Annotated in this window: 18 protein-coding genes; 9 read left to right on the forward strand and 9 right to left on the reverse strand. The window is 53.3% G+C overall.

What is annotated here, in order from left to right; translation table 11 throughout:
* Window positions 1-192: 192 nt before the first annotated feature.
* Window positions 193-951: a hydroxypyruvate isomerase family protein gene (locus tag CCALI_RS00785; RefSeq protein ID WP_016481563.1), complete on the reverse strand. Its 759-nt coding sequence runs from the start codon at window positions 949-951 to the stop codon at window positions 193-195.
* 262 nt (window positions 952-1,213) lie between these two features.
* Between CCALI_RS00785 and CCALI_RS16275 the strand changes: the two genes are divergently transcribed.
* The 5 genes from CCALI_RS16275 (at window position 1,214) to CCALI_RS00810 (ending at window position 6,169) form a co-directional block, all read left to right on the forward strand.
* Window positions 1,214-2,023, forward strand: coding sequence for a DUF1559 family PulG-like putative transporter (locus tag CCALI_RS16275; protein ID WP_052572293.1), 810 nt, complete (start codon window positions 1,214-1,216; stop codon window positions 2,021-2,023).
* A 10-nt stretch (window positions 2,024-2,033) separates the two neighbouring features.
* Window positions 2,034-3,167, forward strand: coding sequence for a metallophosphoesterase family protein (locus CCALI_RS00795; protein WP_016481565.1), 1,134 nt, complete (start codon window positions 2,034-2,036; stop codon window positions 3,165-3,167).
* Window positions 3,168-3,317: 150 nt separating this feature from the next.
* Window positions 3,318-4,124, forward strand: coding sequence for a dolichyl-phosphate beta-glucosyltransferase (locus CCALI_RS00800; RefSeq protein WP_425481496.1), 807 nt, complete (start codon window positions 3,318-3,320; stop codon window positions 4,122-4,124).
* Complete coding sequence (locus CCALI_RS00805) at window positions 4,121-4,915, forward strand: class I SAM-dependent methyltransferase (protein ID WP_016481567.1); 795 nt, start codon at window positions 4,121-4,123, stop codon at window positions 4,913-4,915. The genes CCALI_RS00800 and CCALI_RS00805 overlap by 4 nt, the downstream gene beginning before the upstream one ends.
* Window positions 4,916-4,918: 3 nt before the next feature.
* Window positions 4,919-6,169, forward strand: a complete 1,251-nt coding sequence (locus CCALI_RS00810) for a (Fe-S)-binding protein (RefSeq protein ID WP_016481568.1) — start codon at window positions 4,919-4,921, stop codon at window positions 6,167-6,169.
* A gap of 87 nt (window positions 6,170-6,256) precedes the next feature.
* Here CCALI_RS00810 and CCALI_RS00815 read toward each other — a convergent pair whose 3' ends face one another.
* From CCALI_RS00815 to CCALI_RS00840, 6 genes are all read right to left on the reverse strand, one after another.
* A complete protein-coding gene (locus CCALI_RS00815) occupies window positions 6,257-6,478 on the reverse strand; it encodes a hypothetical protein (RefSeq protein ID WP_016481569.1) in 222 nt (73 codons plus the stop codon).
* Window positions 6,478-8,046 carry a tetratricopeptide repeat protein gene (locus tag CCALI_RS00820; RefSeq protein WP_016481570.1) on the reverse strand — a complete coding sequence of 523 codons (1,569 nt, stop codon included), beginning with the start codon at window positions 8,044-8,046 and terminating at the stop codon, window positions 6,478-6,480. The genes CCALI_RS00815 and CCALI_RS00820 overlap by 1 nt, the downstream gene beginning before the upstream one ends.
* A gap of 141 nt (window positions 8,047-8,187) precedes the next feature.
* Complete coding sequence (locus CCALI_RS00825) at window positions 8,188-9,192, reverse strand: ABC transporter ATP-binding protein (protein WP_016481571.1); 1,005 nt, start codon at window positions 9,190-9,192, stop codon at window positions 8,188-8,190.
* An 8-nt stretch (window positions 9,193-9,200) separates the two neighbouring features.
* Complete coding sequence (locus tag CCALI_RS00830) at window positions 9,201-10,046, reverse strand: DUF6807 family protein (protein ID WP_016481572.1); 846 nt, start codon at window positions 10,044-10,046, stop codon at window positions 9,201-9,203.
* A 12-nt stretch (window positions 10,047-10,058) separates the two neighbouring features.
* Window positions 10,059-10,994 carry a cysteine synthase A gene (gene cysK, locus CCALI_RS00835; protein ID WP_016481573.1) on the reverse strand — a complete coding sequence of 312 codons (936 nt, stop codon included), beginning with the start codon at window positions 10,992-10,994 and terminating at the stop codon, window positions 10,059-10,061.
* A gap of 27 nt (window positions 10,995-11,021) precedes the next feature.
* Window positions 11,022-11,468 (reverse strand): RrF2 family transcriptional regulator, encoded by a 447-nt coding sequence (locus CCALI_RS00840; protein WP_016481574.1) that lies wholly within the window; start codon window positions 11,466-11,468, stop codon window positions 11,022-11,024.
* 566 nt (window positions 11,469-12,034) lie between these two features.
* On the opposite strand from CCALI_RS00840, the gene CCALI_RS00845 reads away from it, so the two are divergent.
* The 4 genes from CCALI_RS00845 to CCALI_RS00865 all read left to right on the forward strand — a co-directional run bounded on the left by CCALI_RS00845 (window position 12,035) and on the right by CCALI_RS00865 (window position 15,358).
* Window positions 12,035-12,367 (forward strand): RHS repeat-associated core domain-containing protein, encoded by a 333-nt coding sequence (locus tag CCALI_RS00845; RefSeq protein WP_044948735.1) that lies wholly within the window; start codon window positions 12,035-12,037, stop codon window positions 12,365-12,367.
* Between the two features lie 717 nt (window positions 12,368-13,084).
* Window positions 13,085-13,711, forward strand: a complete 627-nt coding sequence (locus tag CCALI_RS15885; RefSeq protein WP_155850437.1) for a hypothetical protein — start codon at window positions 13,085-13,087, stop codon at window positions 13,709-13,711.
* Between the two features lie 80 nt (window positions 13,712-13,791).
* Window positions 13,792-14,352: an RHS repeat-associated core domain-containing protein gene (locus CCALI_RS14575; RefSeq protein ID WP_016481578.1), complete on the forward strand. Its 561-nt coding sequence runs from the start codon at window positions 13,792-13,794 to the stop codon at window positions 14,350-14,352.
* A gap of 10 nt (window positions 14,353-14,362) precedes the next feature.
* Window positions 14,363-15,358, forward strand: a complete 996-nt coding sequence (locus CCALI_RS00865; RefSeq protein WP_044948738.1) for a hypothetical protein — start codon at window positions 14,363-14,365, stop codon at window positions 15,356-15,358.
* A gap of 1,080 nt (window positions 15,359-16,438) precedes the next feature.
* Here the strand turns inward: CCALI_RS00865 and rfbD are convergent.
* Window positions 16,439-17,314, reverse strand: a complete 876-nt coding sequence (rfbD, locus tag CCALI_RS00875) for a dTDP-4-dehydrorhamnose reductase (RefSeq protein WP_016481580.1) — start codon at window positions 17,312-17,314, stop codon at window positions 16,439-16,441.
* 12 nt (window positions 17,315-17,326) lie between these two features.
* The gene (locus tag CCALI_RS00880) at window positions 17,327-18,301 is read right to left on the reverse strand and encodes a decaprenyl-phosphate phosphoribosyltransferase (protein WP_016481581.1); all 975 of its coding nucleotides are present in this window, start codon (window positions 18,299-18,301) and stop codon (window positions 17,327-17,329) included.
* Window positions 18,302-18,304: the final 3 nt, after the last annotated feature.

Genomic DNA, 18,304 nt, shown 5'->3' on the forward strand with positions numbered 1-18,304 from the left:
GGTTCCTGCTCGGTTGCGCGCTGGAGCATTTTGAGTTGAGAATTGCGCATAGTACGCTAAATCTATATGATAATACTTCACTCCCTCCGCGAAGGTTCCTTGCTGTCATAAGCGGGTAGCGTGGCGACCGCTTATGACAGGGGCGGATACAAGTTTTCTCGTAAACGGGCTTCTACTGACCCATCAAGCGCCCTAGACATTGCAGATTCGATAGGCCTGTTCGAGTGATGCGACGGCATCACGTGTGGGGGTGAACTCCTGTCCAACATAGCCGTCATAATTCGTCTCGGCAATGGCGCGCATAATGGCCGGATAGTAGAGCTCTTGAGAGTCGTCTATTTCATGACGACCCGGATTTCCGGCGGTGTGGAAATGACCGATATGCTCGATATGGTTTTTGATGGTGCGGATGATGTCGCCTTCCATAATCTGCATATGGTAGATATCGTAGAGCAGCTTTACGCGCGGTGAGCCGACACGGCGACACACCTCGACCCCCCAAGCCGTGTGATCGCACTGATAGTCGGGGTGGTCTACTTTGGAGTTCAGTAGCTCCAAAACGAGGGTAACGCCAGCCTCTTCTGCCGTTTTGGCCACACGGCGCAGACCGTCCACAGTGTTGGTTAACCCCTCCTCATCTGAAATACCACCTCGGTTGCCACTAAAGACAATGAGGGAGGGGATGTCCCATTTCACCGCAAGTTCGATGTTATCTTTAAGTTCGCGCTCGATGCGGTCATGATTCTCGCGACGATTAAGCCCATCGGTTAGGGACTTGTGTCCTCCCATAGTGACGATGCGCAAGCCAGCATCCACCACTTTAGGCCAAAGCTCTTGAGGGCACATCTCCACTCCGGCATAGCCGATTCGCTTAGCCTCTGCAATGAGCTTCTCCGGTTCTATGGAGCGTGCAAAGCCCCACCACGCCAGCGACTGTTTGATCGTTCCCATAGCAAAACTCCTTTTTCGTAAAAATGGGGGAAATCTATGTCTCTACTATTTCGCGGTCATATCCCTATTCTCCTGCACGATCTCGTCTGAAGGCGGATGAGTTGGTTATTGCGAGTAAGCAGAATCTAAAAAATGTCTTAATTTAAATTCAATCTTTTATTAACATTCCATTAAATTTTTATAGACTACACTTCTAGTAACGCAAGACTAGACATGGACTTAACCGGAACAGAACACGATTACATAATAAAGGAGACTTACTATGATGAAGCGCGGGTTTGCCCTTATCGAGTTGCTTGTCGTTATCGCTATAATAGCGATACTGGCAGCCATTCTCTTTCCTGTCTTTGCGCAGGCGCGCGAGAAGGCGAGAGCCATCTCCTGTTTGTCTAACCAGAAACAGCTTGGATTAGCGTTCGCGATGTACGCGCAGGACTATGACAACACGCTCATGCAGACCACCTACGAATCGCCTGTCTTGAAGATCCATTGGTCGTTTATACTGCAGCTCTACGTGAAAAACGTGCAGATATTTGTGTGTCCTTCCGATCCCAACCCAGTGACTCCCAAGACACCGTGCTTGGCAGGGCAGACGCCGGGTTTAAACTGCGACGCACAGGTTCCAAAATTCTCGTATATCAATAACTACAACGTGATTCCCGCACACGATTGGCTTCCCGTTCCCGAATCGGCTTATAACTACCCTGCTTCTCTCATCGTGTTAACGGAGCGCCGCGACAAAGAGAACAACGGATACGTGATCGGTCAGTGGAAAGGAACGAGCGGTTTTGCTGGCGCTAGGAACGGTGGGCAGATTTGTAGCTATGAACAGCCATTGGGCAATGGATACCACTATGTGACCTTGCAAGAGGCGCTTGCTGGCCTAAACGGCCCAAAGGATAAGGTGGAGATCACGCGGGTGCGATGGGATAGGCATAACGGCGGAGCGAACTACCTCTTTTACGATGGACATGCAAAGTTCCTTCGCTTTGAGCAGACGCTCAATCCAAGTAACTTTCTTTGGGGCGACCAGTGGTATCCACCTCAGGCACCTTGGAATACAGGATGTTAGGGGATAGGGGATGCGACACGTGAGAATAAAGCTTCTCGTTGTATTGTTACTAGGCGTTACCTTGCCTGCAACATGCTTCGGCGAGAGCAGTCATATGCTCTCGCCACTGCCAACCCCGGCAGCCCATTTCGTTACGCAGCCGAGCAAACCAGGGCACTTTACTTTCGTGCTAGGTGGGGATAACAGGTCGGTTGGGCGAGGGGTGCCTATGCCCCCAACCGCGCCACAGATATTCTCGGAGGTGGCCTTGCTGCGACCTAATTTGGTTCTATGGACGGGCGACACCATCTATGGCACGGACGATACCCTGGCAGAGGCCGATCAGGAATACGACGCGTTTCTAAAGGCCGCTGCTTTAGCGGAAGTGCCCGTTTACAATGCCCCTGGCAACCACGAGATCCACGACCGGCCTGAGATGGCCAAGCTCTATGAACAACGCATGGGGCTCCTGTACGGCTCTTTTGATTATGGCGGGGTTCACTTCATCGCTTTGAACACGGCCGATTTTGGGATGAAGGGGGGCGTGGGGCCAGAGCAGATGCGTTGGTTGGAACAGGACCTAGAAGAGCATAAAAATGCCTCTCTAATTGTCGTGTTCACGCACTATCCGCTCTTTCCCAAAAATCCTGATGAGGGTTTTTCTGATACCACCAATCGCGATGCGCTCCACCAGCTCTTTTTGAAGTACGGGGTTAAGTACGTTTTCTCTGGCCATGAGCACCTTTACTATGCTTCAGTGCACGATGGCATTCACTACATCGTATCTGGTGGTGCTGGTGCGCCAAGCGACGCACCGGTTGAGGATGGTGGGTTCCAGCACTACCTTTTATGCGAGGTAGACGGCAAAGAGATCCATATTACCGTGATGCAGCCATGGCGTCTCTTCGCAGAGATCCTTAAGGCCGATCCTCAAGACCCGGCTGGCATGCTGATGAACTATACACTGCAAGACTTACCCATGTATTTGGAGCTGCCTCGCGTAGGGGATGATGAGAAGGTTACCGCCACCATTACTTACAAAGGGAAGAAAACAACCCTGCCGGCATCTGAAGAGCCGGTTCCAGGAGATAAGAGGCACATCTATATTAAAGTGGTCGTTCCTGCACATAGAGCGGCGATGGTGGAGCTGACGTCAACAAGGTAGCGCGTGACCAAGGCTCGATTTTGGAGAGCTAGCCTACACGGCTAGCTCTTTTTTGTCCAGTTCGCTGCGGGAATAGATCTTGCAGGGAGCGGGTATATAATATAGGAGGTCCGGGAGCAACTGAGCTGCGCACGGACGGTTTCCTTGGAGGTGAACTGTTTGAGCCACGAACCCCAGACGGAGGCGACGGCCACGCCCGATGCTGTCTCTCCCTATCTTAGTGTCGTTGTGCCCGCCTTTAATGAGGAGAAACGATTAGGCCCCTCTTTGAAGCGCATGCTGACCTATTTTGATTCACAACCCTACTCCTACGAAATTCTCGTTGTGAGCGACGGCAGCACCGATGGCACCGAGGAGCTTGTACGCCGCATTGCCGCTTGTCGCTCCCAAGTGCGGCTGCTGGCCTATACGCCGAATCGGGGCAAAGGCCATGCCGTTCGTTACGGTATACTGCGCGCTAAAGGCGAACGTCTGCTTTTCACCGATGCCGACCTTGCTACCCCGATTGAAGAGATTGAAAAACTCCATTCTAAGCTTGACGCCGGCTATGATATCGCCATCGGGTCGCGCGATATGCTGGGCTCGGAGTTAGTGAAGCGTCAATCCTGGTTGAGGGAGACCGCCGGAAAGACCTTCAATCGCTTTGTGCGTTTGATCACCGTTCCCGGCATTCATGATACGCAGTGTGGATTTAAGCTTTTCTCACGTTCTGCTGCCCACACCATCTTTAGTCGTTGTCGTATTGACCATTTTGCGTTTGACGTCGAGGTCCTCTATTTGGCGATACGCGTTTTCGAGTTTCGGGTTGCTGAGGTGCCCGTGCGCTGGGCGCATCAGGAAGGATCGAAAGTTCATTTACTGCGCGATGGTCTACGGATGGTGCATGCTGTTTGGCGCATTCGCACCACGCGTTATCGGGGGATAACGGCTCCCTCTTTAGAGTTGCCCCTGCAATGAAAACGGCAGAGTATGAACGGATGTATCGCTTGGAAGAGGCCTATTGGTGGTTTGTTGGCCGCCAAGCGCTACTCGAGCAGCTTCTTCAACGGTTTTATGGCAACCCTGCCAAAAAAGAGGCGTCCGTGATTTTAGATGTGGGATGTGGTACCGGGGCGATTTCGCGTCGGCTTACTCAGTGGGGGCGGGTGGTCTCCACCGATTTTTCGGCATTGGCGCTGGAGTACTCTCGCAAACGCGGTCTTCGGCATCTTGTGCGCGCCGATGCGATGCGACTACCGCTGGCTACGGCCTCGTTTGATCTGGCGGTTTGCATGGATGTTTTAGAACACTTGCCCGACGACCAAGCGGCGCTGTGCGAGTTGTTTCGTGTTTTAAAGCCGGGTGGACGGCTTATTGCCACCGTGCCAGCCTATCCCCACCTGTGGGGCGAGCACGACCTCGCCCTCATGCATTTCCGGCGCTATATGCGCCGCGAGTTGGAGGATCGGGTAAATCGGGTAGGCTTTCGCATCCAAAAAATAACGCATGTCATGACGTTGCTCTATCCTGCGGTGGCCTTGCAACGGCGTCTGCTCGCCAAACGTCCCCCGCACGATCCCCCCCAGGCGGCGATGCCAATGGTGCCCGAGGTTATTAATCGGGCGCTCATCGCGCTTTTAAAGCTAGAGAACCGGTTGGCCTGTCGCTTCTCGCTTCCTTTTGGTCTAACGATACTATGCGTTGCGGAGCGACCGGAAGCGCTTGAGGTAGAGAGCCGGGTGGACTGTTCTGCAAAAACGGTGGTGTAAGCTATGGACCGAGTTGAAGAGAAGACCCTCAAATGCATTCGTTGCGGCTTCTGTTTAGATGCCTGTCCTACCTTTCGTTTAACCGGCAGGGAGACGCTCAGTCCGCGGGGGCGCATCTATCTAGTACGTTCTTGGCATGAGGGCGTAATCCCTTTAAATGAAGAGGTTGTAGAGGCACTCGATACCTGTTTGGGGTGTCGTGCTTGCGAAACCGCCTGTCCTTCGGGGGTGGAGTACGGGGCGATCCTCGAGATGGCTCGTGCCGAAATAGAGACGCAACACCAACGTCCGGTTCTGCAAGGCCTGGCGCGTAAACAGCTTGTAGACCTCTTGGCTAACCCTCGCAGGTTAGCGTTTTCCCTAAAGGCAGGGCGTCTGCTGCCAAGTGCTCGACGGGGTAAACTCCCTGGTTTTGCGGCAAGGTTGTTGGCCGGTACGGCTCACACGCCGGTGCGGTTACCGCAAAGCCACGGAGAGGCCAGCCCTTTGCCTGAAAGAAGCCCGGCTTTAGGGGAGAAGCGATACACGGTTGGCATGCTCACCGGCTGCGTTATGCAAGTGCTTTTTGCCAACATCAACGCAGCGACGGTGCGGGTCTTACAGAAGAACGGATGTGAGGTGATCGCTCCTTCACGTTTGGGCTGTTGTGGGGCGTTACATCTGCATGTAGGGTTGTTGAACGAAGCTCGGCGATATGCTCGCACCTTCTTGGACGCTCTGTCGCCGTTTTTGGAAGAGATAGATGCATTCGTGGTAAACTCAGCCGGATGCGGCTCCACATTGAAAGAGTATGCAGAGCTGTTAGGTGACGATCCGGACTATGCGGAGCCAGCGCGTCGTTTTACGTCGAAGGTGCGCGATGTCAGCGAATGGCTGATGGAGATAGGGCTTTCAGCTCAGCCGAGCCCCTTGTCTGTAACGGTGACCTATCACGATGCCTGTCATTTAGCGCACGCGCAGCGTATTCGCAGTCAGCCACGGGCTCTCTTACAGACCATTCCGGAGCTCAAGCTCGTGGAGTTGGAAGAGGCAGACACCTGTTGTGGAAGCGCCGGTGTGTATAACATCACTCAGCCGGAAATGGCAAAGAGGCTACTCGACCGCAAGATCGAGAACATCCGTTCGACAGGGGCAAGCTACGTGGCAACAGGCAATCCAGGGTGCCTTGCGTGGATTGAGCAGGGGGTGGAAGACGCCCACCTCTCGATAAAAGTATGCCATCCTATAGAGCTATTGGATAGAGCGCTTTCCTGAAAGAGTTCCTACCGCAACAAACAACTACTTATAGTAGAAGGTACAAAACCTCCTACCTTCCCTTATACAACACCCACTTTCAGAGCATCAGGCGTGCCAGTGGCCGCTGCCCTTATTGCCTCCCCCTCCTCCATGAGTTTCTATGCCATCGTCAGCAATAGTCGCTGGAGGAGCCGTTTTTGTTAGGGTAAGGCTATATGGATTGCGTATTTGATGCGGCTTGCCCTGCGCTATAAAGAGAAGGCAAGCCAGCCCTAAAAGCACGGGCACACCGATAAGCCATTTTACGACGACAGAAGATGGTTTCATTAGGAGTTTTCCTTTCCGAGTTCGGTTTCCAGCCAGTTCCACCAAGAGATCAGGTCAGGATCGCGAATCTGGAACAGAGTTTGCAGAAGTTTATCCGGCGGGCATGAGGGCCAGTTCGCCTTCAGCGCCGTTTCCAGCGCCCTTTTTGCCTCGATATAGTAGTGATCTTTCACATAGGCTAACAAAAGGTTCACCACACGCATCGGTGTTGGTTTCTGTACCGCGATCTGCGCGTAGTAGAGAGCGCTTTCAATATTTTTCTCTCGATTGCGCCCGGCATCGAACCAAGTAAGATAGATATCTGCGATGTTATTCGCGGCGATGTAACGTTCATCACCGGCTTGTGGATGGGTTAGGATCATCTGGTAGAGCTGAAGCGCTTCGCGAAGGCGCCCTTGTTGGATGAGAGTGGCACCGGCTTCGGTAAGCGCAGGATAGAACGTGTTATCTTTTTCGAACGCCCGTTTATAGTATACAACAGCCTCCTCTAGTTTTCCATCTTTGCGAAGTTGCCAAGCTTTTTCGTAGAGCGCCTGCGCCTCCTCGGAGGTAGAAGTGGGACGATCGCCGATGGTATAGGTATCGAGAACGCGTAGGGTTTTGCGCATTTGTGGAGAGGGCGGCTCGACCCCATCGGCGAAGCTCACCTCATTGACGATGGCCTCTTCCACATTCCCTTGAGGATCGAGCGTGTTCGCGGAGCGGGCGGCCCAGGTACTTTGGAGCAATCGGGAGCGTAGAGCCTCTTTGCGCGCCTCGTTCCATGGGGCTGAAGACGATTTCGGCTGAGCGTTCCGGCGTTGGCTCGGCGCGGTTTTCGAATGCAGCAGCGCGTAAAGGAAGGGGTTGTCGGCATCGCACTGCTGTTGGAGCAGGCGGAGTAGGGTGGCACGGGCACGACAGACTGTTTGGCGCTCTCTGTCGGATTCTGGAGGTAGATGCTGCCCTTGTTGGCGTTGACGCTCACGTAAAATGTCGTGCTTTAGGGCCTCAAGGTAGTTCTTAGGAAGGGCGCGCATCGCTTTTGCCAAGGCCTGGCGGAAACGAGACCGCTCCTCTTTATCTATAAGAGTCGCTTCTGGATAGACCTCCTCTGAGGTATCGGCGATCACATCGCGAAGGCAGAGACCTTCGTCATCGTCTCCTATGGGCTGGTCGAGGGAGACGGTTGGCACTTCACGACGTGCAATTCTTTCGGCATCGCTAATGACCGATCGAATACAACGACTGAGATAGGCAACGGGGTCGGGAAAGAGGCTGTCGAGGGCGGTAGCGAAATCGGTGTAGGGTTGGAGGCTGGCTTGGTAGTGGCGGAGGGCCACTCGAGCCATTTTACGACAGGCCTCTTCGAGAACCACATAACAGTCGTTAGCACTAAGGCGCGGGGGGAGGAGCCGTCCATCCTCGAGGGGGCGCGGTGAGGAGAGAAGGGAGACGGCGCGCGCCCCATAACGCTGCAGAATAACCTCCGTGGCGCTTCTGAGAGCTTCTTCACTCGGAAGGCCTGAAGTCACTCCGCGCGTTCCTGGAGGTTTTGGTAGAGGCCCTACCGTTACCTGTGGTTTCACGGGCTATCTCCTCGGAACAGGTTGCAGTCGGTACGCACCTGCGCCCGGCTTATTTTTCTATAACGTAGCGGGTTGTGCTTCGTGACACCGTAATTGGCTACCGAAGCAAGAACCACTTTTTTATGCAGCACGCTCAACTGTTTAGACGCTTGAAACGTCCGATGAGGTTCCACTTCTTTGATCGGCGTAGAGCAGGCAACGCACTTGCCGACCGGAGGGCAAACTATAGAGGGGAACTTTCTCTTTATCACACAGATTAGGGATGCGAGCACGGCAGCGCGGAAAGAAGGGGCACCCTGTAAACTTCTGGGTAAGGCTAGGGGGCTGGCCGGGGATAGTAGGAAGAGGTTGGCGCCTTGCTTCGGGCTTTTCGAGCGGGATGGTGGCAGCAAGAAGGCCTTGTGTATAGGGATGAAGTGGATTGCGAAATATCTGCTCGGTCGTGCCGGCTTCCATCAGTTGGCCGGCGTACATGACCAGGGTTCGATGGCAGGTCTCGGCCACAACGCCCAGATCGTGGGTGATGAGAAGCAGGCCGGAGCTGTGTTGGCGTTGAAGGACTGCCGTACGATCCAGAATTTGGGCTTGGACGGTGACATCGAGTGCAGTGGTGGGCTCGTCCGCAATGAGGAGAAGCGGTTTGCAGGCAAAGGCCATGGCAATGAGCACCCGCTGGCGCTGGCCTCCGGAAAGCTCGTGGGGGAACTGTCGCATTTTTTGCTCAGGGGTGGGCATATGCACGTTTTTGAGAAGTTCCAGCGCATAGGCGTAAGCGGCCTTGCCTTTCAGTGGCAGATGGATTCGGATGGCTTCGATCAGTTGGGCACCGATGGACATGGTGGGGTCGAGGGAAGAGAAGGGGTCTTGAAAGATCATGGCCATCTTCTGCCCACGGAGCTTTTGGAGAAACTCGGCGGGTTTTCCGACAAGCTCCTCGCCGTCGAATCGGATAGAGCCGCCGGTAATTTTAGCGGGGGGCAGTCCCATGAGGGCAAGCGCTGTGGCGCTTTTGCCGGAGCCCGATTCCCCTACCAGCCCCACGGTCTCGTTGCGGTCGAGGGTAAAAGAGAGGTCGCTCACGGCGTAGACCGTCTGTTCCGGAGTTTGAAACTGCACCTGAAGGTTTTGCACTTCTAGCAGAGGCATCGGGTCGGTTAAGGCACTCCAAGAAGATGCTCTTTAGCAAAATCCCGCAGTCGGGCACCCGTCCAGCCGAAATCCACATAGCCGTCGTGCACAATAAGCCGATAGCGCAGCGAGATCGCTTTGGCAAGGTTTTGCGCAAACCCACTCCATAGGAGTGGGGAGGGCGAGAGAGTTCCATCCGCTGAGAGATTCCAGTCGGTGGGAAAGAAGGGGTTTTGGGGATGGTCCATCATCGCAAAGCCGACGGTCTCTTTTTGAATGACGCCCACAAAGCCGCACCAAGCCGCGCTGCGCCGATGGATCTGATCTAGGCCCACGGCACCTCTACTATTGCGTACTAAGCCTGTTTCACGAAGGAAAGGCTCAGCCACATAGAGCTGCAGCAGGTCGTGTGGGGCGCTGCCGAAGACGATTTCATGCGAAGTGCAGGGACGAAGGTTTAGAAAAATATCGAGGATGCGAGAGGGACCTGGGCCGGGCAGCGCACGAAAGATGCGCGTTTCGGCGATGATCGGTTCCCCGTGTGGAGTGACCCAGAGGTTGTCTTGGCGAAGCCCTACGGAACAGGGGCCTCGGCGCGCCATGGTAGAGAGGGGAACGATGGTTCCTTTGGAGTGAGAGGTGTTTGCCGAGGGGGTAAAGTCGAAACCATCCACGTTCTCACGCGCGATGCCAAGCACGATGCCGGCTTCGTTTGGCTTGAGAACGGGCCGACGGTCTTTAGCATAGATGGCGGTAAAGCCACAGGGAGCGGCGGAGGAGGTTCGGTAGACGGCAAACAGCCCACCGTAGATCCAAAACTCCACGTGTCCGGGCCGGGCGATAAGCGTTACAGGACTTTCTTCTGGCAGCATGGGCTTCGAGCCTCATTCTTCATAGATCGAGTAGGTTGGTGTCGAAAGGTAGCGTTCGCCGGTGTCCGGCACGATCACCACGATCATTTTTCCTGCGCTTTCTGGGCGTTTTGCCACCTCGATAGCAGCCCATACGGCCGCTCCTGCCGAAATGCCGGCAAAGATGCCCTCTTCTCGCGCGAGCCGACGTGCCATCTCCATGCTATCGGTTTCGCATACCTGAATGACCTCATCATAGATATGGGTATTAAGGACATTTGGGATGAAGCCAGCGCCTATGCCTTGAATATCGTGGCGACCTCGCGGTTTGCCGCTGAGGACGGCCGAGTTGCGCGGTTCCACGGCCACCACGCGAAAGGAAGGTTTGCGCGCTTTGATCACCTCTCCCACACCGGTTATTGTTCCTCCGGTCCCTACGCCGGCCACAAGGATATCGCATCGGCCTTCAGTATCTCGCCATATCTCTTCGGCTGTGGTGCGCCGATGGATTTCTGGGTTCGCCGGGTTATCGAACTGGCGAGGGATGTAGTATTCGCCCGGAGCGCTAGCGGCGATCTGCTCGGCTTTGGCGATGGCGCCGGGCATTCCCTCAATGCCTGGGGTCAGCACAAGACGCGCGCCCAGCGCGCGCAGGAGCGCCCTTCGTTCGCTCGACATGGTGTCGGGCATCACCAGAACGCATGGGTAACCCTTTGCTGCGCACACAAAGGCCAGCCCGATGCCTGTGTTGCCGCTAGTGGCCTCGAGCACGGCCATTCCCGGCTTTAGCAGGCCGGCCTGCTCGGCGGCCTCGATCATGGAGACGGCGATACGGTCTTTCACGCTGGATAGAGGGTTGAAATACTCTAGCTTGCATACCACTTCAGCGCGAAGGCCGGCTGCAATGCGGTTAAGACGAACTAGAGGTGTGTTGCCAATCAGCTCCGTTATGTTGTTAGCTATTCTCATGGTGTTGCTTAAACTCTTTCCTACGTTTCAGATGCCGGGCATTATGCTAAGGGCATCATCCAAACTCTGTTTACGGATTACGAGATCTGCCAAAGTCGTCGAGTAGAGGATGTTTGAGATGGCCTCTTCCACCTGCTCTTCGAACTCGTGGACAACCCAAGCGATGCTAGGGGCATTAGCGATCGGTTCTTCCGGCCCTGCAAAGAGCCGATCGGTTCGCAACAGCGCACATACCACATCGCCCACAGTGATCTTGTCGGCGGGTTTGGCGAGCACATAGCCGCCTCCAGCGCCCCGAATGCTGCGCACAATGCCGGCTCCTTTGAGGGCGGCTAGAATCTGGTCGAGATAAGGCCCCGGAATATTTTGACGTGCCGCGATCTCCCGACTTTGGCAGGCACGTGAAGGAGGTTGCATCGCCAAATCTACCGCGGCGCAAAGACCATAGCGCAATTTTGCGTTAAAGAACGACATCGAGACATCACCGTTGGGCTTTAATCTTGACTCAATTTATAAGGTAAGTATAGCGTCATTGGTTCCACTTGTCAAGTGCGTAGGGAGGGTGAGAACTGTGCCTTCAATCATATTCCTCACAAAACAATAACCCATGTAAGACACGTTGTATCTCTTATTAGGCCTCCGCTAACGAGAAGATGGCGCTTTGCAGAAGTGTGTAGGCTTCTAGCCTGCAATGAAGAACCCTGACCCTAGAGACTTGAATTCAGAGACCAATTTTGAGACCTATAATTGTGTACGTATTGTAATAGCCAAGCTGCACCAACGGTAGCCTTTAAGGACGTCAGCTCCGTTACCGAGTCGTAAGGGGATAACGATTTTTGTGTAGGATGCGATAGGGTTGCGGAATCTGCCCCATTTAATGAAACCATCGAGCGCTTTTATCGTCGTTAGAGTAAAAGACCAAAAACGACCTCTTCAATAAACGGGTTCGATTTATAACAAGCAGGATAGCGTGAAAGGAACAGAGAATTACAGTGCCAAATAGGGAGTGGGAAGATGGGAATAGTTAGGTAGCGGAGCTAGTGGCAGGACAGGTGGTTCATGGGGAATATGACAGGGCTAACTCGGAGCTTGTCTACATGCGGGCACGATACATGGATCCGGTGTTAGGCCGGTTCATTAGTGAAGACCCAAGTAGGGATGGGGTGAACTGCTTTGTCTACTGTGCAGATGAGCCTATTAATCAGGTGGATAACAACAGACAGGCAGCGCTTACTATCTTCGAAGGCTTTTGGAGCGCTTTCTGTTATCTGTTAGGACTATGTATCGGCTACATGCTTACAACAGAATTAATCGAAGCTACACATCCAGGACATCATGGTGGCTACGCTTGTACCTACCTGAAACTGGTTTAGCAGGTCTCGCAGGCATGATACCAATGCTCTTTGTAGGTCCAAAAGCTGACAGGAAAAGAGCAGCTGCAGAGGAGCTCGGGGCGTTCATGAGTGAACTGATTGAGCGCTTTAATAAGTGTTGCCCCATCGCCAAACTTGGTCTCATAACAAGAGTAGCCCTTCTACGTGGAGTTATCGTTGGTGCAGTTTGTGCCATAATTGAATTTTATAACTCGGACTATTGTCAGGAAAGTACAAACAATGTCTAGCAAAAGAGTTCCTCTACATAAAAATCATGGACATTCAAACCATGATATATTGCTGTCCTACGATTTCCAAAGTTTCTATTTGATGACCATGTGGTGGCTGATGGCCTACGGTCTTCGGACGCTGATAAGTACGTTTTACTTCTGCCTTAAGTGGCTGCTAAACAAGCACCTCTCGCCGATGCTGACAAGCTACTCCTTTATGTTCCTTTGCTGTTGTCTAGTAGCGACCTTTTGTAGGCAACGGAGGCACCCAGATTACTACAGCCGTCAACTATCTTGGGTGCAACACACTCATCGCGGGCTGTTATTCGGTTGGATAGGCGTAGGTGTGCTATCGCTTTGGACCTGGATGCGTCTTCCAGAGCCGATGTGGAAACACTACCTTATCGCGGTCATGTTCATGCATGTTTGTTTTTTTCTGTTTGTGGTTGCTGGTCCAGCTCTAGGAAAATCGTTGATGGAAGCCCGTATGAAGAGAACCTATCTTTTCTTCCAGGAAGAGGAGAACGTTCCTATAGGACAGAAGGTTGAGGGGTACAGTAACCTGCTGCTTGCGTTCATCTATTTTAATACATGCCCCTACAAGTCCCGAGAGGGCGATACCAGGCTTCGTTTATCTAAAAAGGTGACCTCGCGTTTTCTTGTCGTTGCAGATGCGCTATGCCAGTTGCTCAAGAGACCGGAGGTTAGGACGGGCAATGACTTGGAGCTGCCCTCTTCTACCCTAGATGTTCTCTTGATCCTTCTTGTACGGCTTCCGCTTGTATGCGTAGGGGATAAAGGCAGTGAGACGAGCAGCGAGTTTTTAGCTTTGGAAGAGAGCATTTTGGCTGTTCTGTCGGGGCGAGGATATGAGGAGGCGATCCCCTACCTAAAGGAGTATCTCCTCTTATTAGATACCAGGGGGCCAGGGGAGGGGGTCGAGGCTTTAAAAAAGCGTACCGAAGCGTGTTTAGCGAGCCTGCTTGCCTCGACCGATGCGGATAAGAGATACCTCCTGCGTGGTAGTAGGTCTGATTCGAGGGAGTTAGTGCAAGCATCGGCAAATCCTCTAGCGAGCCATGGGGTAGAAGAGGAAGAAGAGTTGTTGAAATGAGAGTGCAGTTTAGGGTTGATAGCTAGTAAGCTTATGCCTCGACCGACTCCCACCTTACCTATAGGGCTAGGGAGCAGAAGTTGAAGACAAGGGGGTATGGTGGTGAGCAAGGCGGTCAGGCGGGGAGCAGCTCTGAGAAGTATGTGGGGCGTTTAGGCCATGAGAGCGATGGGAGTACGGGGCTCATCTACATGCAGGCACGATACATGGATCCGGTGTTAGGCCGGTTCATCAGCGAAGACCCAAGTAGGGATGGGGTGAACTGGTTTGTCTATTGTGCAGATGATCCAGTTAATCAGGTGGATAGAACTGGAAAATTACCCCTATCAAATTGGGTTGATTTTATCATCTGGTGCTTATTTGAAGTATTTTTCGTTGCCCTAGCTGCGTTCTATGATCCCAAGGGTTATACAGATTTAAAGATATATATACAGGTAGGGTCGGGTATTATCTGGCTGGTAAGTACTCTGGCAGGCGTCTGGTATGCCTTTCTCCGTCCAACTGGCGAGGATACCATCAAGAACTACCGTGATAGAATAGAGAGATTAGAGCAGGAAATTGACGACGAAAAAACCTCTATGGGAGAAGGCAGTTTTGCGAGACGCCTTGATGGTTATTTTGCAGAGGAAATTCTCAATTGACTGGAGACCGATGATGCTTGAACGCTACTACCGTAAGCTTTGGCTGGACATGCTTCAAAAGGCTTTGACGCAAGCCGGCCTATCCTCTGCTGACATCGCGTTGGATGCCCAGACCTTGACGGTTCAGGCGGTTCCTCAGCCAAATCAGGATGTTGTCGTGCAGCTGCTTCATCTTACCAAGGCTCTATACGATAACTGGCGTCGAAAGCGAGGTGTCCGTTGTTTCATCAAGTACATGCTAACGGTTGTAGCTCTACAGGGAGTAGGTCTACTGGGAGCAGCGTATTTCGGCGTCACTGGTCTTAATCGCTACGCAGATGGGCTGGTCGCAGCAGTTGTGTGCGCGTTGCCCTTCACTCTCTTTATGGGATGGAGGATAGTGCACGACGAATTGGAGGCAAAAGCCTTCAGGCTCAGTGTGCATGCAATAGTTCAAGCTCTGAATGAGGCGATCCATCATCAAAGCCGCCTTACCGAGACGCAGTGGGAGTTGCTCTTGAACCAGCTCTGCGTGCTGCATAGGAGATCCTGTTATTTGCTAAGTTGCACGCTCGTGCCCTATCTACTGGCCCTCAAGCCTCAAAATCAGCAAGATGAGGGGGTGGTAAGGCTGTTGTGTGTCTCCTTGCCGTCGCTGCTGAACAGGCGTGGCCAGTTCAGCAATGTGGAGGAGGGCCTTGGATATTCTCCCGATTTTGTTTTAGCGGTACTTCGTCTGGTGCGGGAGGGCTGTGGGATGTCGCAGGATCTGTCGAGGGTCTTGAGGCGGCTCAAAAGGGAGTTTGCGGGCGAAGAGATAGGGGAGGTAGCGGGTCAGATATTAGCGGAGTGGTCAAAGGCGAGGTCACAGTTGGAGGAAGCGAAGAGTTTAGGCAGGGCAGCACATTCTCCACGTTGTGAGGAGGAACGGGCGGTTCTTTTACGTGGGGATGTGAAAGATGTGAAGGGTCAAACGTCTGCAGAGCTGCTGCGGCCAAGCGCGTGCGATGGGTCTGAGGTGGAATGAAGCTTAGCCAACGTTGCAGAAGTGCATTTCAGGTGTAGGAAATAAAGCCTGTAACAGATACAGCCGCGATATGGCTAGATCACTGAAAGGGCGAAAGCTCTATGAGAATAAAAAGCAGATGCCTTCTAGCCTCGATAGGGCAGTTCTTGGATGCTTTAGGAGGGTGACACGCCTTTTTTGCTTCCATCTGTCGGAACTTCCTTGGACCGTGCATTGCATAGCTCTTCTGTCAGTATTTCTATGTGATTGTTGGCTCTTTTTGGGAAGCCAAAGTTAGCTGCAAACACAAAAAGTCTACAGAAAAGGGCTTGGCTATCTAGCATATCACCTTGCAACTGCCAAAGCCTCGTCAGCTACTCCGGCGAGTCAAAGAGCCCAGTGGCCTGGGCGGGTGCCGAGACAATTGGCAACACTTTATCGAATCGTTTTTCGAGTTGAGGTCATGGTTTGGCGTATCGTCGGGACGTGGTGCACCAGCGTGTGAGCTGGTATGTTTACGATGGGTTAGGGAGTTAGGAGTAAGACGATGGGTTTGAGATAGAGCAAGTCTATAGGGTAGTTCCTCCTATATGGCTGGACGATAGAGAGTTTATAAATGTCGCCGCGAGACTATCTGCATTCGTGTTTACGTTTCTTAGCTGTTGGGTGCGTTTGTATCAGCAAAATATCTCCATGAAATGCATTCCGAGAGAAAATATCGAATATGGAAGCAGAAACATGTTGAGAACCGGTTGTGTCTGTTACGTCCATCCTACGGGCTTGATGCCTCTACACTTCTCCGCACTTTGAGAGGCCTGGGAAGCCTCTCTCTAAAGCGGCAACTCTGTGCTCAAAAGTTGAACCCAAGTGTCCAGAGGATGACGCGAAGCATTCTGTGAAATGAGTAGCATGGCTGAGAGCGGAATTATGTGGTGATTCCCCGAAGGAGGAACTTTTCCCTGCTCACTTACGTTAATAAAGATTGTACAGAGCGCCCTCGGGAGCCCTTCCGAGAAGTGTTCTGTGCAGCGCATGTCCTCCTTTTCGATATGTGAAGACCGTCGTGTTTGATGGCGCCTGTGCTGTAGTTAGAGCACAGGCTTATTTTTTTGCTTTCAGGAGCTCTATAAACTCCTCTAAGGCCTCTTGCCAAGCCGGTAGGTCATCACGACCCTGCAGCTCCAGCACATAGCGTCGCAATACGGAGTAGGCCGGACGATGGGTCGGCGAAGGCCACTGCTCTGCCGGAATGGGGTGAAGGGTTACATGCGAGATGCCGGCCAACTCCAACGTTTTCTGCGCGAACTCGAACCAGCTGCACTCCCCTTTACAAGCGATGTGGTAGGTGCCATAGAGAGGAGTATCCAATAGCTTGATGAGCGCGCGGGAGAGGGCCAGCGTGGAGGTGGGACTGCCGCGCTGATCGACAACAACGGGCAGTTCATTGCGTTTCTGGGCTAACTCGAGAATGGTGCCGGGGAAGTTCTTCCCGTGAACGCCGAAGAGCCATTGGGTACGCACGATGTAGTGGCGGCGACAGAGCTTTTGCACGGCCTGCTCGCCCGCAAGTTTGGAGGCACCATAGTGGTTGATGGGGTTTGGTGGGTCGAACTCGGTGTAAGGTGTTGTTTTGCGGCCGTCGAACACGAAGTCGGTGCTGATGTAAACAATGGGGATGTCTTGCTCCGCACAGGCGGCCGCCACGTGCCAGGTGCCCAAGGCGTTGATCTGGAACGCGCGGTCTGGGTCACGTTCACAGCCATCTACATGGGTGTAAGCGGCAGTGTGGATAAGCATATCCGGTTTGCACTGTTGGAGCGTTGCACGTGTGGCGGAGAAGTCGAGGATATCCAGAGTTACATCGCTTTCGGCATGCTCTCTTTGCGAAGAACGAATGACCTCATGGCCGCTCTGCTCGAGCAGGCAACAAAGGTCTGTACCCAGCATTCCATTGGCACCGGTGACCAGAATACGCATGTGTTTCCTCCCCTATTTGTGAAGGATAAGGTAGCCCAGGAGTCCTCCTTTGGTGTGTCCGTCGAGGGCAAAAAGAACTAAAACCAGCAGAAACCACAGTAGAATGGTGATCTGGAGAGGCCGATCTTGCAAAAGTACCTCATCCGGCGCCCCTCCCCAACCCTTTCGATAGACCAGGTAGAGATAGCGAAAAAGCCCATAGAGGACGATTGGAACGGTCGCCCAGAGATGGGGATGCGATCGAGCAGAAGGCGATTCAACGGCATAGACGGAGTAGGAGATGAGGGTCATAGCGACCACGAGACCGATAAGCTGATCGAGCAGCGGCAGACTGTACTCCTCAAGGATAGGCCGATGTTTCCCTGCATCGGGGCCAAGTGTGACGATCTCTTGGCGTCGTTTGCCAAAGCCGAGGAAAAGCGCCAGCTCCAGTGTGCAAAGCAGCAGCCACGGAGAGATGCCGACTTGAATGGCAAAGCCTCCCCCCGCGGTTCGCAAAAGGAAGCCTGCGGCAAGGGCAAACACATCCAGCAACACGATCTGCTTGAGAATAAGTCCATAGGCCACTTGCAACACGATATAGGCCACGATCGTGATTCCAAACCGGAGGTTAATGAAGAAAGCCGCGATGCTACCCGCTGCTTCCAAGAGGAAAACAGCGGTCCAAGCCAGCGGAACAGGAAGGGCACCCGAGGCGATAGGGCGATGCCGCTTTTGGGGATGAAGCCGGTCGCGTTCGGCATCGAAAATATCGTTCCACAGATAGACCCCGCCCGTGGTGATGCAGAAAATGAGAAAGGCGAGGAGGGCACGTAGAAAGAGCGAGGGCTTGAAGAGGTCACCGGCAAACACGAGCGCCGCGAACACGAACAGATTCTTTGTGGCTTGCTTGGGGCGAGTCGCCTCTAGGAGCGCACACAGCGTCCGTTTTAGAGAGCGATCTGTTTTCGGTAGTGGTTCTGGCAAGGAAGAAGCCTTTGTTTCCATAAA

Source organism: Chthonomonas calidirosea T49 (assembly GCF_000427095.1).
Lineage (GTDB): Bacteria > Armatimonadota > Chthonomonadetes > Chthonomonadales > Chthonomonadaceae > Chthonomonas > Chthonomonas calidirosea.

Bases quoted from the DNA above. Each gene is read 5' to 3' on its own strand.
- CCALI_RS00785 (WP_016481563.1), bottom strand. From the start codon at position 951: ATGGGAACGATCAAACAGTCGCTGGCGTGGTGGGGCTTTGCACGCTCC.
- CCALI_RS16275 (WP_052572293.1), top strand. From the start codon at position 1,214: ATGATGAAGCGCGGGTTTGCCCTTATCGAGTTGCTTGTCGTTATCGCT.
- CCALI_RS00795 (WP_016481565.1), top strand. From the start codon at position 2,034: ATGCGACACGTGAGAATAAAGCTTCTCGTTGTATTGTTACTAGGCGTT.
- CCALI_RS00805 (WP_016481567.1), top strand. From the start codon at position 4,121: ATGAAAACGGCAGAGTATGAACGGATGTATCGCTTGGAAGAGGCCTAT.
- CCALI_RS00810 (WP_016481568.1), top strand. From the start codon at position 4,919: ATGGACCGAGTTGAAGAGAAGACCCTCAAATGCATTCGTTGCGGCTTC.
- CCALI_RS00815 (WP_016481569.1), bottom strand. From the start codon at position 6,478: ATGAAACCATCTTCTGTCGTCGTAAAATGGCTTATCGGTGTGCCCGTG.
- CCALI_RS00825 (WP_016481571.1), bottom strand. From the start codon at position 9,192: ATGCCTCTGCTAGAAGTGCAAAACCTTCAGGTGCAGTTTCAAACTCCG.
- CCALI_RS00830 (WP_016481572.1), bottom strand. From the start codon at position 10,046: ATGCTGCCAGAAGAAAGTCCTGTAACGCTTATCGCCCGGCCCGGACAC.
- cysK (WP_016481573.1), bottom strand. From the start codon at position 10,994: ATGAGAATAGCTAACAACATAACGGAGCTGATTGGCAACACACCTCTA.
- CCALI_RS00840 (WP_016481574.1), bottom strand. From the start codon at position 11,468: ATGTCGTTCTTTAACGCAAAATTGCGCTATGGTCTTTGCGCCGCGGTA.
- CCALI_RS15885 (WP_155850437.1), top strand. From the start codon at position 13,085: ATGAAGAGAACCTATCTTTTCTTCCAGGAAGAGGAGAACGTTCCTATA.
- CCALI_RS00865 (WP_044948738.1), top strand. From the start codon at position 14,363: ATGATGCTTGAACGCTACTACCGTAAGCTTTGGCTGGACATGCTTCAA.
- rfbD (WP_016481580.1), bottom strand. From the start codon at position 17,314: ATGCGTATTCTGGTCACCGGTGCCAATGGAATGCTGGGTACAGACCTT.
- CCALI_RS00880 (WP_016481581.1), bottom strand. From the start codon at position 18,301: ATGGAAACAAAGGCTTCTTCCTTGCCAGAACCACTACCGAAAACAGAT.